Source organism: Methanococcus voltae, assembly GCF_017875395.1.
GTDB lineage: Archaea > AGJL01 > Methanococci > Methanococcales > Methanococcaceae > Methanococcus > Methanococcus voltae_C.
The window spans coordinates 1-19,332 of record NZ_JAGGMO010000010.1; the positions used below are offsets into that span (position 1 = coordinate 1).

The window sequence follows — 19,332 nt, forward strand, 5'->3', positions numbered from 1 at the left end:
TATTCATCTCAATTGCATAATATGCTTATGAGATGGTACCTGTAACGTTTTTAGGTTCGTAACAATTATAGGGTTAGTGTATTTTTTTATTATATACTGTAGAGTGAAGTGAAATTATAATAAAATAATGTAAAATTACAAATAAGATAGTTAATATACTAATATCTAGAAAAAATAAGTGGTGATTATATGCCATATGATAAAAATGGAAAAAATATCGAAATTGGGAATTTTGCAAGATATATTAATACAGGTACGGAAGGTATTGTAAAAGATTTTAAAAACATAAATAATGAAGAATTGATCGTTTTAGATAATAATTTAGCATATAAACCTAATTTAATTGAAATTATTCAAAATATAACTCAAAAAAGTAATAATAAAAAAATAGAAATTAAAGATGACGAAATAAATTTGAGTAATTCAGAAGATATCGATTCTTGTGGTGCTGGTTAATTTATACTATATAATTTTTTATTCACTATTTTTCTTATTAATTAATGAAACTAGAGCATTTAATATTGAATTTTTAATATAATTATCGGAAACCCTATCTGCATCCTTGGATGTAAAATCAAACCTTAATGTTTTACTTGCGTCAGGCATTCCCATTGTGGTTATAGTTATTATTCTATAATTCTTTAATAAATCTAAAGCCACTTCATAACTCTCTTTTGGTTCCATATTTATCATAAAACCAGTTGGTGTTTTTTCAAAAGATAAAAAATCATACTCATTTAATTCGTCAAATGTAAAATTAATTGCTCTTTGTTGTGCTTTTTTAATCCGTTCGAAGCTGAAATTTTTTAAAGTATAGACCATTGCTGCTAAAATTGGTGCTTGAGCTTCTAAACCATACTTTAAGCCTTCAGAATATATCTCATCTATTAATTCTTTATTACCTGCCAATAAACCTGCCCTAGGTCCATTCATTAATTTATCCATGCTTGTAACTACCAGGTCAGCACCCATATTTAATGCAGTTTGTTGACCATTTAACAAACGTATTCTTGCACCTGAAGCGTCGTCAAATAATACATTAACATTTTTAGAATGACAATATTCAATTAATTTTTTGGCATTTTCAAAATCTACAATTTTATGGTTCATTGTAGATCCAGTTATTATTAAAAATTTATTAGTGTCAATTAAAGACGTTATTTCATCAAAGTCGTCACTTTCATAATATTGGATACCCAAAATACTACAACTTTTAGGTACTGATGGATGAGATGGTTTTTCAGGTACGTAATGCAATACTTGAGTTATATTTTTACTTTTTAATGTTATAATAGTGGCTAAAAGTGCTGAAGAAGTTCTATTAAATCCAACTGCTTTTTCATATTTGCAATATTCTTCCAAAGATTCTAACTTATTTTTAAGGTCAGAATCTTCTGTAAAATCATTATGTAAATATAATAATCCATGCCGGTTCAATTTTTCAGTGAATATTGCAGGTCCAGTATAAGTTTCTAAAAAATCCAAATTTTTATCTTCTATGTAAAATCCACCAGTTAGACCTGTTAAATCATATATATTATCTCGACCATGTTTTTTTAAATTATCTCTCAGAATTTCCCTTGTTTTTATGATCCTTTCAAATTCTAAATCCTTCAAAATATCCCTCGAATAAAAATATAGTATAAAATATAGTATAAAAATGAATATAATAATTGTTGTATCAAATATATAATTATATGTTTAAGTATTTTACAGAATAAAATTTGAAAATTAATATATTAAAAATTATAGTAAATTAAAATAAAAAAATAAATAAGAAAATAAATATAAAAAGTAAATTAAATATATTTCTTCAATTCTTCAGGTTTATGCAATTCGCCACCTATTTTACCAATTAATTCAACTTCGCAATTTGCATATTTCATAACTTCGCCTACAACTTGTCCTAAATTCATTTCAGGAACTAATATTTTTGAAGCTTTTAAGTTTTTAATTAAATTGTCAGGGAATGGAAATACAGTTTTTAATCGTATATATCCTACATCTTTTCCTTCAGCCATTAAAGAATCCACAGTATATTTAACAGTCCTTGAAGGAGTTCCATAACATACAAATATAGTTTCTGCATCGATATTTTTTGATTCATACAATACAATATCATCTTTATTTTCTAGTATTTTATTGGATAATCTCCTCACTAATTTATCGTGTGTTTCAGCAGAAACGTCAGGATATCCTTTTTCATTATGAGTCAAACCAGTTACTGCAGTTTTATAACCTTCTCCAAAAACTGGCATAATTGGTACTAATTTGTCATTTTCATTATCTAAATCATTATTTGGAGTTAATCTATTGATTATTTCAATATCGTCATGTAAAACTACTTTTTCACGCATGTGCCCCAATATTTCATCAGCCATTACGAAAACAGGTGTTCGATACTTTTCAGAATAATTAAATGCCAATATTGTAAAATCATACATTTCTTGTACGGAACTTGGCACTAAAACTATAGGTTGATAATCACCATGACTTCCCCATTTTGTTTGCATTATATCTGCCTGGGATGCAGCAGTTGGTTGCCCTGTTGAAGGACCCCCACGTTGTACATTTACCAAAACGCAAGGCGTTTCAGTCATAAAAGCATAACCTATATTTTCTTGCATTAGGCTAATGCCTGGTCCACTTGTAGCAGTCATGGATTTACTACCTGCCCAACTTGCACCAATTATGGAAGCCATACTTGCTATTTCATCTTCCATTTGACAATAATAACCACCTAATTTAGGTAATTTTTTTGCCATTCCCTCTGCAATTTCTGTTGAAGGAGTTATTGGGTAACCGCCAAAAAACATACACCCTGCTTTTAAAGCTCCTTCTACACAAGCCATATTTCCTTGTATAAATTCAGTTTTCATCATATCACCAATATCTTAATAGTGAAAAAATAAATTTAAATTTTATATTATGTGAGTATTATAAGTTATATCAATATATTATATATTATTAATCTTGATATTTTAATCTTCAAGTAAATTATCCATATAAATTAATAAAAAAATATACTTGTAAAAAATATAAATTAATAAAAAATCGATTATTTTAATTAATATACTGTTCAAAACTTTCAAGTTGGTCATAAGTGCCAAAAACATATATTTGATCTTCCAAATGCAATATAGTATCTTTGGATGGATTAACACTCAAAGACCCATTTTTTGATTTAATACCAATTACTGAAACATTGTAATTAATATGGCTTAATAATTCAAAGATTGACATTCCTTCGTATTTCTGTGAAATATTATATTTTCTAAGGTCTATATCTTCATTGTATTCATAATTAGCTATAGACATAAATGTGGAAAAAAAATCCAAAACATCTGGTTTTATAGCCAATTCTGCTAAACGCATACCGCCTATCATATATGGCGAAACAACCTTATCCGCACCTGCAATTAGTAACTTATCCATTGAAACTGTTTCTTCAGCCTTAGAAACTACATGTATATTAGGATTTAACCTTTTTGCAGATAATGTAACAAATACATTATCAGAATCTTTAGGCATTGTTGAAATTAAGGTCTTTGCATTTTTAATATTTGCTTCAATTAAACATTCATCTAATGTGGCATCCCCACAAATATAGTTAAAATCAGGGTTTTTTTCAAACTCAGAAACTAAGTTTTCTTCACTTAAGTCCAAAACCACAAAATCAGTACCCCTTTTAGCCAATCTATTCGCAACCACTTTTCCAATTCTACCATAACCACACAATATATAATGTTCATTCATATTTTTTATTCTGTTTTTCATAATTCTCATCCTGTTTGCTTTTCTAAAATAACCTTCTACAAATAATTGTAAAGTACTCCCAAATGTAAAAACTCCAACGCTCGTACCAGTTAAGGCCAATAATATCGCAGTTAATTTTCCGAAGTCGTTGGTAGGGTGAATTTCACCATAACCTATTGTAAACATTGTTATTATTGTTAGGTAGAATGAGTCGAACAATGTAAGATTTTCAAAATACGAAAAGGAGATTGAAAAAAACACAATAATACAAAACATTACTAAAAGACCTATTTCTATCTTCCTTATAGGTTCCATGACATCACTTCTTTGAATTGATTATTTGTGATATTTCAACATAAATTACATAAATACTAAAAGATGATTTATCATTTTGCTTTTTAAATATATTATAATATTTAAATAGTATAATATTAAAAATATATTCGATTATAATCATATAAATATTTCAACTCTATAATATATAATAAAATAACATTTGATAATTATAAAAACTATAATAGTATATAATTATTTAACAATAGTAAAGTTAATTTTAATAAAAATGGTTGTGATGTTATGGAAATCGGATTATTGAGTGTTAAAAATACATTGCCTTTTTTTGAGAATTTTGGAAATTTACCCACTAAATTAATATCTGAATCCAATATGAAAGATATTAGCGATTTAGACTTGTTTATAATACCGGGAGGTAGTTTAATAGAGTGTAATAATTTATTAAACAATGATGAGTTTAAAAATACATTATCTAAGTTTAATGGTTATATATTAGGAATATGTAGCGGATTTCAATTATTATCCAATACTATCGACATAGGTAGAAAAAGCCAAACCCCTATTTTAAAAAAAGGATTAGAATTGTTGGATGTGGATATATCTCCTTTAATATGTACGGATCGAGTTAAATTTAAAATAGATAATAATACGATATTTAATAATAAAAAAACAAACGATAATTCTGAAAAAAAATTACAAAATTATAACAATATGGCATATGATGGATTTCATTGTCATACATATGGCCATATTACTATCGAAAACTCAAAAGTATTTACAAAATCATTTGTTAATAAATTAGATTATAAAATGCTTGAAAAATCTAATGAGTTAATTTCTGGAGCATTTGATGGTAAAATATATGGTACTATGATACATGATTTTTTAGATAACGAAAATATAAAAAATTCATTTTTAAATAATTTTAAAGTTAAGGAAGATGAATTAGAAGAAATAACAATTAAAAATCAAAATTTAAAATCAAAATTTAAAAAATATAGATATGATGAAAATATAAACATAGCACATAAACAAAAAAATATAGATACCTCGAAAAAAGGGATAATATTATTAGGTACGGGCTCCGAAAGTGGAAAAACATTTATAACAACTAGTATTGCTGGTAAATTATCTAAAAAAGGATATAAAGTATTTTCTGCCAAAATAGGTCCAGATGTAAGAGATATAGTGCCGTCATTATATATTACAAATGAACCTATGACAAAATATAGTAGCATTAAAATATATGATAGAGGCTGGTCAACGATTGAAGAGTTTAAAAAATACATAGAATCCTCAGATTATGATTATTATATAATTGAAGGTGTGATGGGTGCATTTACTGGTTGTTTAAATAAAGCAGGATATAGTAGTGCAGAAATAGCCAAATTATTAAATATACCCACATATGTCGTTTCTTCATGTAGTAAAAGCGGTATAGAAGGTTCATATATTGAATCGTTGATGTATTATACTTTATTAAATAAAATAGGCGTTGATGTAAAAGGAATTATTTTAAATAAAATATATAATGATAGAATAGTCGAAAAAGTTAAGAATATAAGTAATAAATCAGATATTCAAATAATACCTATTAAGAAAGCAAAACAAAATATAAACATAAAAAACAGGGGCTTAATACCTGAAGTAGAAATAGATTATGATCTGTTCTGTAATTTAGCCCTTGATTTAGATATAGATATTGAATTACTAGATATGAATATTAATAACGAAAATAATATAAGTATTGAAGATATTAAAGGATATTTTGAAAATCCTGAAGATACGTCATATATGGAAGAAAAGTTATTAGATTTAGTCTTAAAATTGAAAAAATTATAAATGTGAATAAAATAATTAATACAATATATATTAGTATCACATATAACTCGAAAACTCAAAAATCAAATTATAATATAATTGTTATTGTATTATAGATTTAATAATTATAAATTTTATTTTTTTTTAATAATTAATATATTGTTATATTATGTTTGTAAATACATAGTTATAAATGTGAATAAAATATTAGATTTATTTTAGATGATATATAATTTTAAATTATTATTACGTTGGTTACTATATAAAATAAATTACTGGTGAATTAATGAATTCAGAAATACTATCAAAAGAAATAGAGTCTTTAAAAAATAATAAAAGCAATTTGAAAGATTATTTTAGATATAAATATAGTAATGATATAATTTATGATAAAAATAATGTTTTGATTGATTTAGAAGACTTGCAGAAAAACGGTTTTTTTAAAGAAATAGATTTAATGGAAAATAACCCTAAAGAAGTATTAAATGTTATTCGTGACGCCTATCTAGACGCATATGAATCATTAAAGACTGTTAGAAAAGATATTAATATTGTACCATATCATGTACCAGAATCCATTAATAAAAATAATAAAAACAAACCAGTTACTATTGAAGATATTAAAAGCAATAAATTAGGGAAATTGGTTGAATTTGAAGGTGTAATAACCGTATCTACAAAAATAAAATCAGCTTTGAAAAAAGCGAAATTTATATGCCCTAAATGTGGCAATATAATAAATACTAGTATTGAAAATCCATTTGAAGGATATATAGAACCAATGTGTAGTAATAAGAATTGTGGAGAATTAATGAATTTAAATGAGGAAAATTCAGAATATATTGATTATCAGGAATTAAAAATTCAACAACCTTTAGATTTAATGGAAGACCCTGAAGAACCACCTAAATATATAACAGTTTTATTGGAAAATTCACCAGGTATTTATTGCGGCAGGGTAAAAATAACAGGAATTCCAGTTAAATCTCAAAAGAATAAAAAGATACCAATATATGACATAATTGTAAAAGGATTGAATTGCGAAATTATAGATAATAAGTTAGAAGCGATTCTCACGGAAGAAGACATCGAAAAAATTGAAAGAGTTAGTAAAAACAAAGATGTAATTAATATATTATCTGAAAGGCTAATTCCAGAAATTAAAGGATACTCCACAATTAAAAAAGCTATATTATTACAGCAAATAAAGGGCGTAAAAAAAGGAAGTAAAAGAGCCGATAGTCATGTTTTGTTAATAACAGATCCAGGTATTGGTAAATCAGTTATGTTAAGGAAAATAGCGGAAATACCTGGTAACGTATATGGTTCAGCCACTACCGCTTCAGGTGTTGGTTTAACTGCTGCAGTGGTGCGAGAAAAAACAGAAATAGGCGACGATACATGGGTTATAAAACCTGGTCTTTTAGTTAAAGCAAATAAAGGCACTGCATGTATTGATGAGTTAACGGTGAATAGGGACTTGCAAAGTTATGTTTTGGAAGCCATGGAAAGCCAAACAATACATATAAACAAAGGTGGGATAAATACAAAACTATCATCAGAATGTAGTATTCTAGCCGCTTGTAACCCTAAATGGGGTAGATTTGATAATAATGAAGCGGTTTCTGAACAGATTAATATTCCTGCACCTATGTTAAGTAGATTTGATCTAATATTCCCATTAAAGGATGAACCAGACCGTGCAAGAGATAAGGAAATTGGAAAACATATTATAAATATACATAAAGCATTTTTAGATAAAAATATAAAACAAAATATGAAATTAGATAATATAATAATTGATGATGTATTAATTGATAATGATTTTATAATAAAATATATTATATATGCGAGACAGAAAAAACCAATAATTTCAGAAGATGCGGAAAATATCCTTGTAGAATATTATACTAATATGAGAAAAAGCTCTGTTCAAATTACTGCAAGGCAATTGGAAGCTACAATTAGAATTGCAGAAGCCCATGCTAAAGCAAGACTCCATGACGAAGTTGAAGAGCTAGATGCAATAGAAGCCATTAATATAATTACAGAATCCTTAAAAGAGATAGCTTACGATCCAGAAACTAATTCATTTGATATAGGTAAGGTAACTGGAGTATCTAAAAAAGATGTAAATTATATGAAATCGGTATATAATATAATAAAAAATCTTTCAAATGAATTAGATGCAGAATTAGTAATTTATGAAGATATTGTAGAAAGGGCAAATAAAGAAAATATTGATGAAAATCAAGTTAAAATAGCTTTGAAAAAATTAAAGCAAGTCGGTGACATATACGAGCCGAAAAACAGAAAGTATAGAATTATGTAATAAAATATGATTTTCATATTATTAAAATATAAAATGGGGTTAGTATGAAACTAATAAAAAATTATCCTAAAACGTATGACAATGGTAATTTATGGATTCAGCCTGTGAATCATTCAACAATTTTATCATATGATAATTGTTTTGAATTTCATTACGTAAATAAAACCCCGATAATTAGAATATTAGGTAGCCCTTCAGTATCTAAAATGATACGTAATATACTAAATTCAATTTCTAATAAATTCGCATATGGAAAAAAAGACGTAAATCATATGGAAAATATATTTAGATATATAAATAAAGAGTATAAAACAAACAGAAATTATAATAAAGCCAAAATAGGATGGTATAGGGTAATAGGGGATATTTTTGAGGATTTAACTAATAATAAATTTGAAAAGGTAATTTTCAAATTAAATACATTACTTAAGAGTATAAAACCATTGATTGTAATTGATACGAATAATACATATGCTTGGAATCATAACCACTCATTTAAAAGATTTGTAAAATGGTTAAATGAAGATTTTTCAATAATAATAAGAACCCCATTTAAAAATATAAAAAATATTCAGAATAATTTTCCAAATTCAAAAATAAACAATTGTGCTGCAGTTATAAATTATGCAAAAAATTCAGGTATCTTAATAAAAAATTGTAAAGTGGCAGAACGTATATTAAATATAGCCCAGGGCGACATAACTGCAATAGATATTATATTAAAAAACAGTAAGCGAGAATTAAAAACATTAAGGGATTTAAAAATACCTTGGAAGAAAATAGCTTACCAAACTGCTCCAGATAGGCTAAAAGAAATATATATTAAATGTAATAAACTAAAAAAGTTTAAAATACAAGATATATTACAGATAACGCCAGAATATACCAAATCTACATTATATAAATACTTGAGTGAATTATGTGATTTGGGTATTTTAACAAAAAACAAAAATAAACAAAGTATAATATACAAAATAATAGTCAATAAATTATTATTTAATAAAAAAAGTAATTATACAAACTATATTGGATTGTATAATGAAATATATTTAAGAAAAACTATATTTACCAATAAAATATGAAAATAGTTTTTTTCCAAAACTGTCCAACTGTTTTACAATGTTAGCGAATGCTATATTATTTTTTAAGTTTCGGGTTTTCGAACATGATGTATGTATGAATATTAACCTAAAAAATTTTAAAACTTCCATGATGATTTAATGTATTTTACTATATTTTTTAACTATTTTTATTATTATTCTATATATGCACTATAATAGTATAATAATGTATAAAATTATATATTATATATTATATATTATGAATAATATCTTAGATTTAAAATAATATGATTCAAAAATAAAAAAAACATATAATATTTCAGTTTTAGTAGTATATTATAAAATAACCTATTAAAAAAGTGATATATTATTAAAAAAGTGATTTAAATCAAATGGATAAAAATTACAAAAGACTTCAAAAAGTTTAGTAATATTAGTATTTGGTATTATATATATAGTTGCTTAGAAAACCCGAAAACTATTTTTTAGATAAAAAATGTTTTAACTCTCGAATATGCTCGCAATTTTTAGATTGGCAGGTTATACACCAATATTCAGCACCTGGTAATTCATATATTTCATAATCATTTAAGTATTTTTTAAAATGTATTTTATATGTTTTAGAACCATATTTATCCTTATTTTCAACAAAACTATTTATATTTTTGTTTTTTATATTATGATCCTTATTTTGTATGTTTAATTCATATTTAATCTCTTTTTTATTGATTATTTCTGATAATATATCCATATATTTTTTATTTATATTATATACTTTCGTTTTGTTTTGCATATTGTAATAAACTACCTCAAAACTATTTAATAAACCTAAATATTGACATATGAAGCCTTTTGATAATTTTGTAACATCATGTATTTTAGATATGCTACTATTTTTATGGTTCAGTAAATATTTTATTAGTATATACCTTTGTTTCGTATTTATTTTTTTATCAATACTAGTTTTTATATCCATATTTATACCTATATATCTTATATATTTAATTAATAGTCTTTTCTTTAATTATCTATTCTTTGTACATATTATAATACGATAATTCATAATATTAAAATTATGATATTTTTATAATATAGTATTACGATAATAATTAAGTAATTATTGATTATTTTTTTAATTATCTATTTATTTCTGTTTATTCTATTAAATAAAATACATTATCAAATTTTTTATGTATTTATTATATAATATAATTTTATTTTTATAATTATTATATATATTCACATTTTTTATAGATTATTTCTTTTAAAATTCTGTTAAATATGGTTATTAACATTATCTTTATTCTAAATGAATATATTATATATTAGTATAGTAATAATTAAAAATATGTTTAATAAGTATTATAAAATATTCTTATAAATTTAATAAGTTTTTTGCAAAAAAACATTATATTCACAATATATTATAAAACTATCGTATTATTCACATTATACTATATTCTATATTATATAATATATTAATCTCTTTCGAAAATTCGAAACATATAAAAATATCCAATCTTATATATTATATTCTTATGAAAATACAATTATGAATATTGTGTATTGGTGATTTTATGATAGACCCTATAGAATTTATACACAATGCATCATCTATATCTAAAAAATCAATGAATAGATTGAAATTAAAATCTAATCCATTCTCTGAAAAGCCCATACGTGGAAATACTAAATTTTTTGTGGGGAGAAATTCTGAATTATCAGAAATAGCGGATATTCTAGGTGCAGCTCAATACGGTAGTGTAGCTAATGCAGCAATAGTAGGTACTAAAGGTATTGGTAAAAGTTCTATATTGAATATTTTATATTATGCAGCAAAAAGGCATGGACATTGGATTGTGCAATTAGAAGCTTCTCAGGTAACTGCAAGACAATTTTTAATTCAATTGATGCATAGTATTATTGGAGATAACTTATTTTCCGTAGATGGTACATTATCTACAAACTATATGGAACATTCTAAAAAAATAATAGAGATATACAGACGTTTAAACACATACAGTGATAAAACACCTGTGCATTACCCTCGTGAAAAAATTGAAAGGGATTTGAAATATTTATTACATAATGTTAAAGAAGAAGGCAAATTATGTGTGATATTAGTTGATGAAGCGGATCAATTTGCAAAAAGAAGTTGTTTAGGATTGTTGCAATTTTTCCATTCATTCTTATATGAGGACGACATATTAGCATTTTTTGCAGGGCCTCCAACTATGATGGAAGATTTAACCAAAATTTCACCTGCAATACGTGATCGTATTCCTAAGGTCATAAATATGCCACCTTTAGATAAGGCAGAGGCACATGATTTAATATTAAGGCGTTTGGAGGATGCACATACTAGTGGAGCTTCAGAATATGATCCTTTCACACCTGAAAGTATTGAAAAAATAATTGAAGAATGCGATGGTATCCCAAGACGTATTATAATGACATGTTCTGAGGCAATATCTATTGGTTTAAAAAATAGTTCAACAACCGTGGATGAAGCAATGGTAGAATCTGCTTTAAAAAAGTTAGGTATTAGTGTTGGTCACCAGATATTGAATCACTTAACACCTGCCCAATCTAAAATTGTGAGGGCTATGGCTGATTTAGGGGGTAGCTCTACAGTTACGGAACTTTCAGGGGTTTTAAATAACTCACCTGGGACTATAGGTACTCATTTATCTGATATTTATGAAATGGGGTATGTATATAAAGAAAGAGATGGCTATAATGTATATTATACATTGTCTAAGGAATTAAAAGATGTTTTAATTACTGAAAAAGATGATTAATTGTAATATGCTTCTTTTTTTATTTTTTATAATAATTCCATATTTTATATTTTTATAAAAATAATCTTAATATCAAAGAGTATGTTTTATATTTGATAGCGTATAATATTTTAAATAATATTTTACATTTAGTCGGTGATTATATGTTATGTGACGTTCAATCTAAAGAACCAGACATTAAAGTTTCACTTACTCGAGTAGGTGTTACTAATTTAAAGAAATTAGTTAAAATAAAAAGAGATCCTTCAAAGAGAGATGTGGTATTAGTACCTACTTTTGAAGTTTTTGTAGATTTACCATCTAATCAAAAAGGGATACATATGTCTAGAAGCCCTGAAGTAATTGGGGAAGTTATTGAAAGAATACTATCTGAAGAAGAAATTTATGGTGTCGAGGACTTATGTATTGAAATTGTAAAGCGCTTATTTGAAAAGCACGAATATGCAAATAGGGCTGAGGTTTTTTTAGTCAGTGATGATTATATTATGGAAGAAAAATCACCTGTTACACATAAGAAATCTCAAGAAGTATGTAAAATAATGGCTCGTGCATACGGCGTTAAAGAAGAAGACAAATTAATTATGAAGAAAATGGTTGGTGCTGAAGTTGTTGGTATTACCGCATGCCCTTGTGCACAGGATTTATTAACTCAAAATGCAGTAAATGAACTCAAAAACAATGGATTCAATGACGAAGAGATTGTTAAAATCTTAAATTCTGTTACAATTGCTACTCACAATCAAAGAGGTATTGGAACTATTATGGTAGAAGTGCCTGATAATTATGAAATAGGTATTTCTAAAATAATAGATATTATAAAATCTTCAATGAGTGGTGAGGTTTATGAGCTCTTAAAAAGAAGTGATGAAGCTCATGTGGTTCAATCCGCTCATAAAAATCCAAAATTTGTAGAAGATTGTGCTAGGGAAATGATAAAAAGAGTTGTGGAAGAGTTCACTGAATTACCTGATAATGCAGAAATATTAATAAGACAAGTTAATAAAGAAAGTATTCATAGACATGATGCTTTTGCAGAACGATTTTCCACTATGGAAGAGTTGAGAAATGAATTGATTTAATAAATTATTATAATTTTTAAACTATCATTCTCTTTTTAAATTAATTGTTTTTATTTATATTTTTAATATTTTCTTTAATAAATTATTAATATGATTACGGACATATATTTTGTTTACAAGAATAACGAATTTTATAAAATCGTAATTATTATGGTAATAAAATATGACTAAAATATTAGTAGTCGGTGTAAATACACGACCCGTAGTTAATTCTTTTAAAAAAATGGGTTTCGAAGTTTATTCTGTATCCTATTATAACCCAATTGATAGTTATTCCGATAAATCTGAATATTTAGTAAATGATATGCAACATGGTAATTTTTACAGTAATTATTCTGAAGATAAATTATTAAGTCTTGCTAGTAATTATGAGGATTTAGTGGATAATTATGTCATATGTTCAGGGATTTTTGAATCGGAAAATTCCAAAATTCCAAGCTGGGATACTATAGGTAACTCACCTAAAAAAATAAATGAAATAAGTAACAAATATAATATTACAAAAACTCTTCAAAATTTAGGGTATAAAACACCTGCATCTAAAAAAATAAATAACAAATATCAGCTTGAAAAATTCATAGAAGAATTTGGTGAAGTTATATTGAAGCCAATATATGGCTGTGGCGGTGTTGGGGTAATATATATAAATAATAAAATGCTAAATATAGAATTCGATTTATTAAATAGGTTGGATGTTAAATATCCTATATTAGCTCAAGAGTATATTAATTCAGAATCATATAGTGTATCATATATAAATTCTACTTATTTGGCCTTTAATAAGCAAATAATTTCAAGAAGTGATTTTGGAAATATGTATGTTGGGAATATTACACCTTACAATCCAGAATTTATTTCAAAAGGATTTGAAACACAAATTACTGAATTTTCCGAATTAATTGAAGTACTTGATTTAAAAGGTATGAATGGTTTTGATTTCATGGTTAAAGATGGTCAACCCTATATTATTGATGTAAATCCTAGAATTCTAGGCACTTATGAAACTTTGGAATTATCTTGTAATTATAATTTAGCAAAAGTTTTATTGGGTGCTAAATGTCCAAAAATGAAAGAAGTTTATCATAAGAGAATATTATTTGCTAATGAAGATTTCATATTTGATAAAGGTATTTTTAAAAAATTCTGTACTAATATTGACGATTATATTAAGGATTTACCGATGAATGGAGCACGTATTTCTAAAAACGAACCAATATGTACATTAATCTATCCTAAGGCAGATAAGGATTTAATTTCAGATGTTATTATTTAGAGGTGTATTTAATGAAATATGATAAAGATGATATGTATGTTATGTTAGAAAACCCATTAGTCCAACAGGTACTTTTTGAAGTAATGGACGAAGATATGATGGGTTTTGATGTATTATCTATTTTAATAGATTTGGGGGAAGTTACGGATGACGAAATATCCCGACAATTAGATGTAAAATTAAACAATATTCGTAAAATATTATATAGATTGTATGAAGCAAGATTGGTAAACTACAATAGGGAGAAAGACGAAGAAACAAACTGGTATACATACACCTGGATGCCTGCATTGGAGAAATTGCCTGGGTTGGTTAAGAAAAAAATGGAAAAATTAATTTCTACTTTAAAAGATCAATTATCTATGGAAGAGGATAATTTATTTTTCTATTGTCAAGAATGTGAAATAAAATTTACATTTGAAGATGCAATGGATAATTGTTTCAAATGTCCACAATGTGACGGTACTTTATATGAATATGATAATAATGAAGATATCTCAAATATTAAAAACCAGATAAATTATTTGGAAAAAGAATATACTTTGAACTCGTTATTTAGCTAATTATATAAAATGTGTTTAATTAAATTATATCATCTTTATTTATTTTACAAATTTTAATATTATCTATTTTGTGTTAATGTGATTATATGAAAAATTGTTTTGAAAAATATATCGAATCCAATAAAAATTCTAAACCAGAAATTGTTTCTTTTTTAATAAAATCTATCTCAGAAAATCCAGAGCTTAGAGAAACATATGTTATTATTTTTGAACAATCTGATTTTATTAAATATTTAACTATATTATCAAAAAATTGTCCGGACAATGTAATATGTCATTGTATAGCAGTTTCGGCATATGCTTATGATTTTACAAAAACCTTAAAAGATAATCATAATCTAGATTTGAATGTAATAATATTAGGTGGTTTATTACATGATATAGGGCGTTGTAAATCACATGATATCGATCATGGCATTATTGGTGCAGGAATACTCAAAGCCATGGGGTTACCAAAACTAGCTAACATCGCAGAAACACACATTGGCGCAGGTATCACATTGGAAGAATCAAAAGTATTGAATTTACCTATTAAAAATTATATCCCTATAACTTTGGAAGAAAAAATTATCGCAAATGTTGATAATTTAATTTTTGGGACAAAAAGAGTTTCTATTGATGAAGTAGTTCTTAAATTTAAAAAAAGAGATTGTTCGGAAGATGTAATAAAAAGAATTTTGAATTTATATAATGAATTAAATAAATTAAGAAATTAGAATTATTTTAAAAATATTTTTGTTATTCACTATTTATTCATTACTTCTTTTATTATGTAAATATAATTATTGATAAGTTATATACTACATAGAATGCTACGATACCTAATGTCATACATACTGTAGACATTATAATCATTCTATTAAGTTTTATACCAAACATAGGAACTGCAACTAAAAATCCAAATATTCCAGTACCTATCTGTATAATTTCAATAGTTCTTGAAATCTGTTCTGGATGTACCGCAGTGGCTGTAGATGATATTGCAGAGATTAAGTTTAAAAAACTACCCACTAAGCCTGCAGTAGCTGGTATCATAATACATAATATGATAATACCTACAGATAAACCATTCGAAGCAACGCTTAACAATTGGTTTTTTAAATTAGTTAAGTCTTCCAATGTTTTAGCTAATGTACTCAAACTTTCTGCTAAATTACCGCCATATTTCCTATTTTCGATAATTAATCTACCCAATTGTTTAAATAATTTAGAGTCAAGTGAGTTTGAAACTATCAATACTGAATCTTCGAAACTTAGTTTTCTTTCACTCATTAATAATATTATTTTTGAGAATGCAATATTAACTTCTTTAATATCACTGTTTATGATTTCATTAATTGATTCTATAACAGAACGACCAGAATTTAATGATAAAACCATAATATATAGTGCTTTTGGTAAATTTTTTTCAAATTTGTCTATTTTATTTTCATAAAGTATTGATGGGATAACCATTAGGCTAAATAAATACATGAATGTTAATATTAGCGTACTTTTAATGGAAAAATTTAGAAATATTTTAAAAATTAATGGAACAAAGGACGTTAGTAATATGGCAATTAGGAAATTTTTTTCAGTGATGTTAAAACCTGATTTTTTTAGGATATATAAATTTCTTCGTACTGCATAATTATATAATTTTTCAAAATCCATATTACCCCTCATTCTATTTTCATCTTTATAAATATCCCGAATACGATAGTTGATAAAGGTCCTATTTTAAATAAAACTAATTCTACGGCGTTTATAACTCCTTCATAACCTTGTTGGCCACCTAATGAAGCTTGCAATAAACCTGCAAATGGTAATATTAAACCTGCACCAAATACTAAGTTTCCTAAGTTTCCTATTTGGAATTTTGCAGAATCTATTTTGGACATTGAGGATCTTACAATATCAGTATATAAATTTTCCAATAATAGCTGGGTTCCCCCTTTACTAGAGGATATTATAAGTTGAGAGTATAATTCTTTCATTAGATTTACTTTGGTTCTAGTCCTGGCTCTTTCAAGAGCTCCTTCAAAACTATACCCGCCATTGTCAATATCTTTTATAATATTCCTAAATTCATAAGATGGAATACCATATTCTGGGTTATCTGCAATATTTTTAATAGATTCTTGCACTGAAGCGCCCGAATTTAGCATTGAAATAATATGCAATAGAGTCATTAATATTTGAATTTTAATTTCCCCTTTAAATAAAGTTAATTTAATTTTTGGATAAAATATACTACCTAACATAATTATTATAAAAAATGTGAGGCCATTTAGAACGCCGCCTATAAAGTTTCCAAAAACCGTTTCAAATACGATTAAAAATACTGAAACTATTATCGAGGTCATAATTGCTTTTAAAAAATATAATCTTTCGTCGCCAATACCTGCATATTGGTAATCACGACGAGATGGGAAAATCGATGTTTTAGTTACAAAGTCACTAAAAGAACTAGCATAAGCACCCATGACCCCTTGACTAGGTTTATCATATAGTAACTCATCTAAATTAATATCTAAATCACTAGAATCTTCTTCAATATATGCTTCATAAAATTGAATTTCATCATCATCTTTTTTGGTATTTTCGAATATTTTTTTCAGATATTCTGACCTTTGAAGGGCATATTTATTTTTTTTAGAATTGTAATTAAATATGTAATAAATCATATCTTTTATTTCATTTATTAATCCGGTTTCCTTTCGTTCTGAAACTGTCTTTTTTTTCATAATATACCTTATATCATTTTTAAGATAGATTCTGGATTTTCTTGATACCTTCTTACAATTTCACTAACTTTTTTAATGTCGGTTATGTCGTTATTAGACATGTAGTCTAATACTCTTTTCCTGTTCGCCCTATCTACCAATAGTTCATCTCTCGTTATTCCTGTTATTTTACAAACTTCATCTTCCCACATACAAATACCTACTTTCTCAATTCCGTCAGTGGCACCGTTATATTTGTATAATTCTGTTTTGGTGATTTCATCACCCTGTCCGCCGACTTCTACGACACCAAGTATTCTTCGCACTGTTTTTTTATTTCTTTTTATACGTTGCTGATTTATTATGAAGTTTATGGATGATAGCATTATTTTTGGAACATTCATGGGTGGATTTATTAATCTAATCATTGCTTCGTCGGCACTGTTGGCGTGCAAAGTACCCGAACAACCGTCGTGACCGGTGTTCATAGCTACGAGTAAGGAATGGGCTTCTGCACCCCTAACTTCACCAACATAGATACGATCTGGTCTCATCCTTAATGAGTTTTTAATTAAATCATCCATTGTTATTTCATAATTATCAATACCTGGTCTCCCGGGTCTTGTAATCATTTTTATTGTATGATCTAAAGGTATTTGCAATTCTGGCGTATCTTCTATCGTAATTAATCTATCATTATACATTGAAAACATAGAAACTACGTTAAGTGTTGTGGTTTTACCAGAGCCTGTACCGCCTACAATTAAGGTATTTGCAGGTTTTGCACCAAAATATCCTTCAACCGCTTGCCAAATAAATGCTCCTAATTCTGAATCTATTGTATTATATTTAATTAAATTAACAATAGTTAGTGGATTCTTACTAAATTTACGAATAGTTAATGTATTACCCATTGTAGTTATATCGGAAGTAGTAGCATTTACCCTGCTCCCATCGGGTAAATAAGCATCTAACATCGGTATCCTAGAATCTATATTCCTACCAGCTAAATAAGCAATACTATCAATTACTCGGGCTAGTTCTGATTTATCCAGTACAATATTTGTTTTACACATTTGATATTTTCTATGGAATATATATACTGGTATATCTACCCCATTTATCATTATCTCTTCCAATTCTGGGTCATTTATTAATATTTCTATTAAACCTAATTTTCCAATTATTAAGTAAAAATATTGGGATATATAATGTATTTCAATATCTTTTATTTTTATATTATTTTTTAGAAAATAATTTTTTAAATAACCCTGTATCTGACCTATGCTATTTAATTCACTATCTGATAATTCAGTTTTTAATTCTTTAAGCATATCAGGAGTTAATTTTGATAGTGCAGAGTTTATATAATTTATATTAGAGATGTTGTACTTTTTAATTCCTTCTTTTTTTTCTATCGATATGTTAAAATCTAATTTATCAATATTTATCAAATATTTATCAAGTAAGCTAGATTTTAAATCGTCAATTGGGTTAAGTTTATTTAACCTGCTTGTATTTTTTTCACTAATTTTAATTCTATTGTTTGTACTATTTGTACTATTTGGACGAGGTTCAAATTTTTCTATATTGTTGTCTTCAAATTTTTTATTTTCTTTTTTTTGAATCCTATCAAAAAGCCCCATT

Annotated in this window: 16 protein-coding genes; 9 read left to right on the forward strand and 7 right to left on the reverse strand. The window is 26.2% G+C overall.

The genetic code is table 11. The annotated features are described in order from the left end of the window. Positions 1–189: 189 nt before the first annotated feature. Positions 190–456 (forward strand): DUF2098 family protein, encoded by a 267-nt coding sequence (locus J2127_RS08220; RefSeq protein ID WP_209733086.1) that lies wholly within the window; start codon positions 190–192, stop codon positions 454–456. Between the two features lie 18 nt (positions 457–474). Here J2127_RS08220 and J2127_RS08225 read toward each other — a convergent pair whose 3' ends face one another. The 3 genes from J2127_RS08225 to J2127_RS08235 all read right to left on the reverse strand — a co-directional run bounded on the left by J2127_RS08225 (position 475) and on the right by J2127_RS08235 (position 4,071). Beyond that, positions 475–1,617 carry a TIGR03576 family pyridoxal phosphate-dependent enzyme gene (locus tag J2127_RS08225; protein WP_209733087.1) on the reverse strand — a complete coding sequence of 381 codons (1,143 nt, stop codon included), beginning with the start codon at positions 1,615–1,617 and terminating at the stop codon, positions 475–477. Between the two features lie 182 nt (positions 1,618–1,799). Next, complete coding sequence (locus J2127_RS08230; RefSeq protein ID WP_209733088.1) at positions 1,800–2,882, reverse strand: 2-oxoacid:acceptor oxidoreductase subunit alpha; 1,083 nt, start codon at positions 2,880–2,882, stop codon at positions 1,800–1,802. 181 nt (positions 2,883–3,063) lie between these two features. Further along, entirely contained in the window at positions 3,064–4,071 is a 1,008-nt protein-coding gene (locus tag J2127_RS08235) for a potassium channel family protein (RefSeq protein ID WP_209733089.1), read from the reverse strand. 261 nt (positions 4,072–4,332) lie between these two features. Between J2127_RS08235 and J2127_RS08240 the strand changes: the two genes are divergently transcribed. The 3 genes from J2127_RS08240 (at position 4,333) to J2127_RS08250 (ending at position 9,285) form a co-directional block, all read left to right on the forward strand. Next, on the forward strand, positions 4,333–5,892 hold the full coding sequence (locus J2127_RS08240) for an AAA family ATPase (protein WP_209733090.1): 1,560 nt from the start codon (positions 4,333–4,335) through the stop codon (positions 5,890–5,892). A gap of 265 nt (positions 5,893–6,157) precedes the next feature. Further along, positions 6,158–8,203, forward strand: coding sequence for an AAA family ATPase (locus J2127_RS08245; protein ID WP_209733091.1), 2,046 nt, complete (start codon positions 6,158–6,160; stop codon positions 8,201–8,203). A gap of 44 nt (positions 8,204–8,247) precedes the next feature. Further along, positions 8,248–9,285 carry a transcriptional regulator gene (locus J2127_RS08250; RefSeq protein ID WP_209733092.1) on the forward strand — a complete coding sequence of 346 codons (1,038 nt, stop codon included), beginning with the start codon at positions 8,248–8,250 and terminating at the stop codon, positions 9,283–9,285. A 457-nt stretch (positions 9,286–9,742) separates the two neighbouring features. Here the strand turns inward: J2127_RS08250 and J2127_RS08255 are convergent, their stop codons facing one another. Further along, positions 9,743–10,240 carry a hypothetical protein gene (locus J2127_RS08255; protein ID WP_209733093.1) on the reverse strand — a complete coding sequence of 166 codons (498 nt, stop codon included), beginning with the start codon at positions 10,238–10,240 and terminating at the stop codon, positions 9,743–9,745. Positions 10,241–10,841: 601 nt separating this feature from the next. Between J2127_RS08255 and J2127_RS08260 the strand changes: the two genes are divergently transcribed. From J2127_RS08260 to J2127_RS08280, 5 genes are all read left to right on the forward strand, one after another. Then, positions 10,842–12,065, forward strand: coding sequence for an AAA family ATPase (locus J2127_RS08260; RefSeq protein WP_209733094.1), 1,224 nt, complete (start codon positions 10,842–10,844; stop codon positions 12,063–12,065). Between the two features lie 143 nt (positions 12,066–12,208). Continuing rightward, a complete protein-coding gene (gene mptA / locus J2127_RS08265) occupies positions 12,209–13,144 on the forward strand; it encodes a GTP cyclohydrolase MptA (protein WP_209733095.1) in 936 nt (311 codons plus the stop codon). A 163-nt stretch (positions 13,145–13,307) separates the two neighbouring features. Then, positions 13,308–14,417 carry an ATP-grasp domain-containing protein gene (locus tag J2127_RS08270; RefSeq protein ID WP_209733096.1) on the forward strand — a complete coding sequence of 370 codons (1,110 nt, stop codon included), beginning with the start codon at positions 13,308–13,310 and terminating at the stop codon, positions 14,415–14,417. Between the two features lie 11 nt (positions 14,418–14,428). Beyond that, positions 14,429–14,980, forward strand: a complete 552-nt coding sequence (tfe, locus tag J2127_RS08275) for a transcription factor E (RefSeq protein WP_209591632.1) — start codon at positions 14,429–14,431, stop codon at positions 14,978–14,980. Between the two features lie 203 nt (positions 14,981–15,183). Further along, complete coding sequence (locus tag J2127_RS08280; RefSeq protein WP_348635427.1) at positions 15,184–15,696, forward strand: TIGR00295 family protein; 513 nt, start codon at positions 15,184–15,186, stop codon at positions 15,694–15,696. 52 nt (positions 15,697–15,748) lie between these two features. Here the strand turns inward: J2127_RS08280 and J2127_RS08285 are convergent, their stop codons facing one another. The 3 genes from J2127_RS08285 to J2127_RS08295 are packed head-to-tail and all read right to left on the reverse strand — an operon-like array spanning position 15,749 to position 19,331. Further along, complete coding sequence (locus tag J2127_RS08285) at positions 15,749–16,633, reverse strand: type II secretion system F family protein (protein WP_209733098.1); 885 nt, start codon at positions 16,631–16,633, stop codon at positions 15,749–15,751. An 8-nt stretch (positions 16,634–16,641) separates the two neighbouring features. Continuing rightward, on the reverse strand, positions 16,642–17,706 hold the full coding sequence (locus tag J2127_RS08290) for a type II secretion system F family protein (protein WP_209733099.1): 1,065 nt from the start codon (positions 17,704–17,706) through the stop codon (positions 16,642–16,644). 8 nt (positions 17,707–17,714) lie between these two features. Continuing rightward, entirely contained in the window at positions 17,715–19,331 is a 1,617-nt protein-coding gene (locus J2127_RS08295) for a type II/IV secretion system ATPase subunit (protein ID WP_209733100.1), read from the reverse strand. Position 19,332 lies beyond the last annotated feature (1 nt).

What these genes read in the sequence shown, in the direction of transcription:
- J2127_RS08220 (WP_209733086.1), top strand. Translation starts at nt 190, where the DNA reads ATGCCATATGATAAAAATGGAAAAAATATCGAAATTGGGAATTTTGCA.
- J2127_RS08230 (WP_209733088.1), bottom strand. Translation starts at nt 2,882, where the DNA reads ATGATGAAAACTGAATTTATACAAGGAAATATGGCTTGTGTAGAAGGA.
- J2127_RS08235 (WP_209733089.1), bottom strand. Translation starts at nt 4,071, where the DNA reads ATGGAACCTATAAGGAAGATAGAAATAGGTCTTTTAGTAATGTTTTGT.
- J2127_RS08240 (WP_209733090.1), top strand. Translation starts at nt 4,333, where the DNA reads ATGGAAATCGGATTATTGAGTGTTAAAAATACATTGCCTTTTTTTGAG.
- J2127_RS08245 (WP_209733091.1), top strand. Translation starts at nt 6,158, where the DNA reads ATGAATTCAGAAATACTATCAAAAGAAATAGAGTCTTTAAAAAATAAT.
- J2127_RS08250 (WP_209733092.1), top strand. Translation starts at nt 8,248, where the DNA reads ATGAAACTAATAAAAAATTATCCTAAAACGTATGACAATGGTAATTTA.
- J2127_RS08255 (WP_209733093.1), bottom strand. Translation starts at nt 10,240, where the DNA reads ATGGATATAAAAACTAGTATTGATAAAAAAATAAATACGAAACAAAGG.
- J2127_RS08260 (WP_209733094.1), top strand. Translation starts at nt 10,842, where the DNA reads ATGATAGACCCTATAGAATTTATACACAATGCATCATCTATATCTAAA.
- mptA (WP_209733095.1), top strand. Translation starts at nt 12,209, where the DNA reads ATGTTATGTGACGTTCAATCTAAAGAACCAGACATTAAAGTTTCACTT.
- J2127_RS08270 (WP_209733096.1), top strand. Translation starts at nt 13,308, where the DNA reads ATGACTAAAATATTAGTAGTCGGTGTAAATACACGACCCGTAGTTAAT.
- tfe (WP_209591632.1), top strand. Translation starts at nt 14,429, where the DNA reads ATGAAATATGATAAAGATGATATGTATGTTATGTTAGAAAACCCATTA.
- J2127_RS08285 (WP_209733098.1), bottom strand. Translation starts at nt 16,633, where the DNA reads ATGGATTTTGAAAAATTATATAATTATGCAGTACGAAGAAATTTATAT.
- J2127_RS08290 (WP_209733099.1), bottom strand. Translation starts at nt 17,706, where the DNA reads ATGAAAAAAAAGACAGTTTCAGAACGAAAGGAAACCGGATTAATAAAT.
- J2127_RS08295 (WP_209733100.1), bottom strand. Translation starts at nt 19,331, where the DNA reads ATGGGGCTTTTTGATAGGATTCAAAAAAAAGAAAATAAAAAATTTGAA.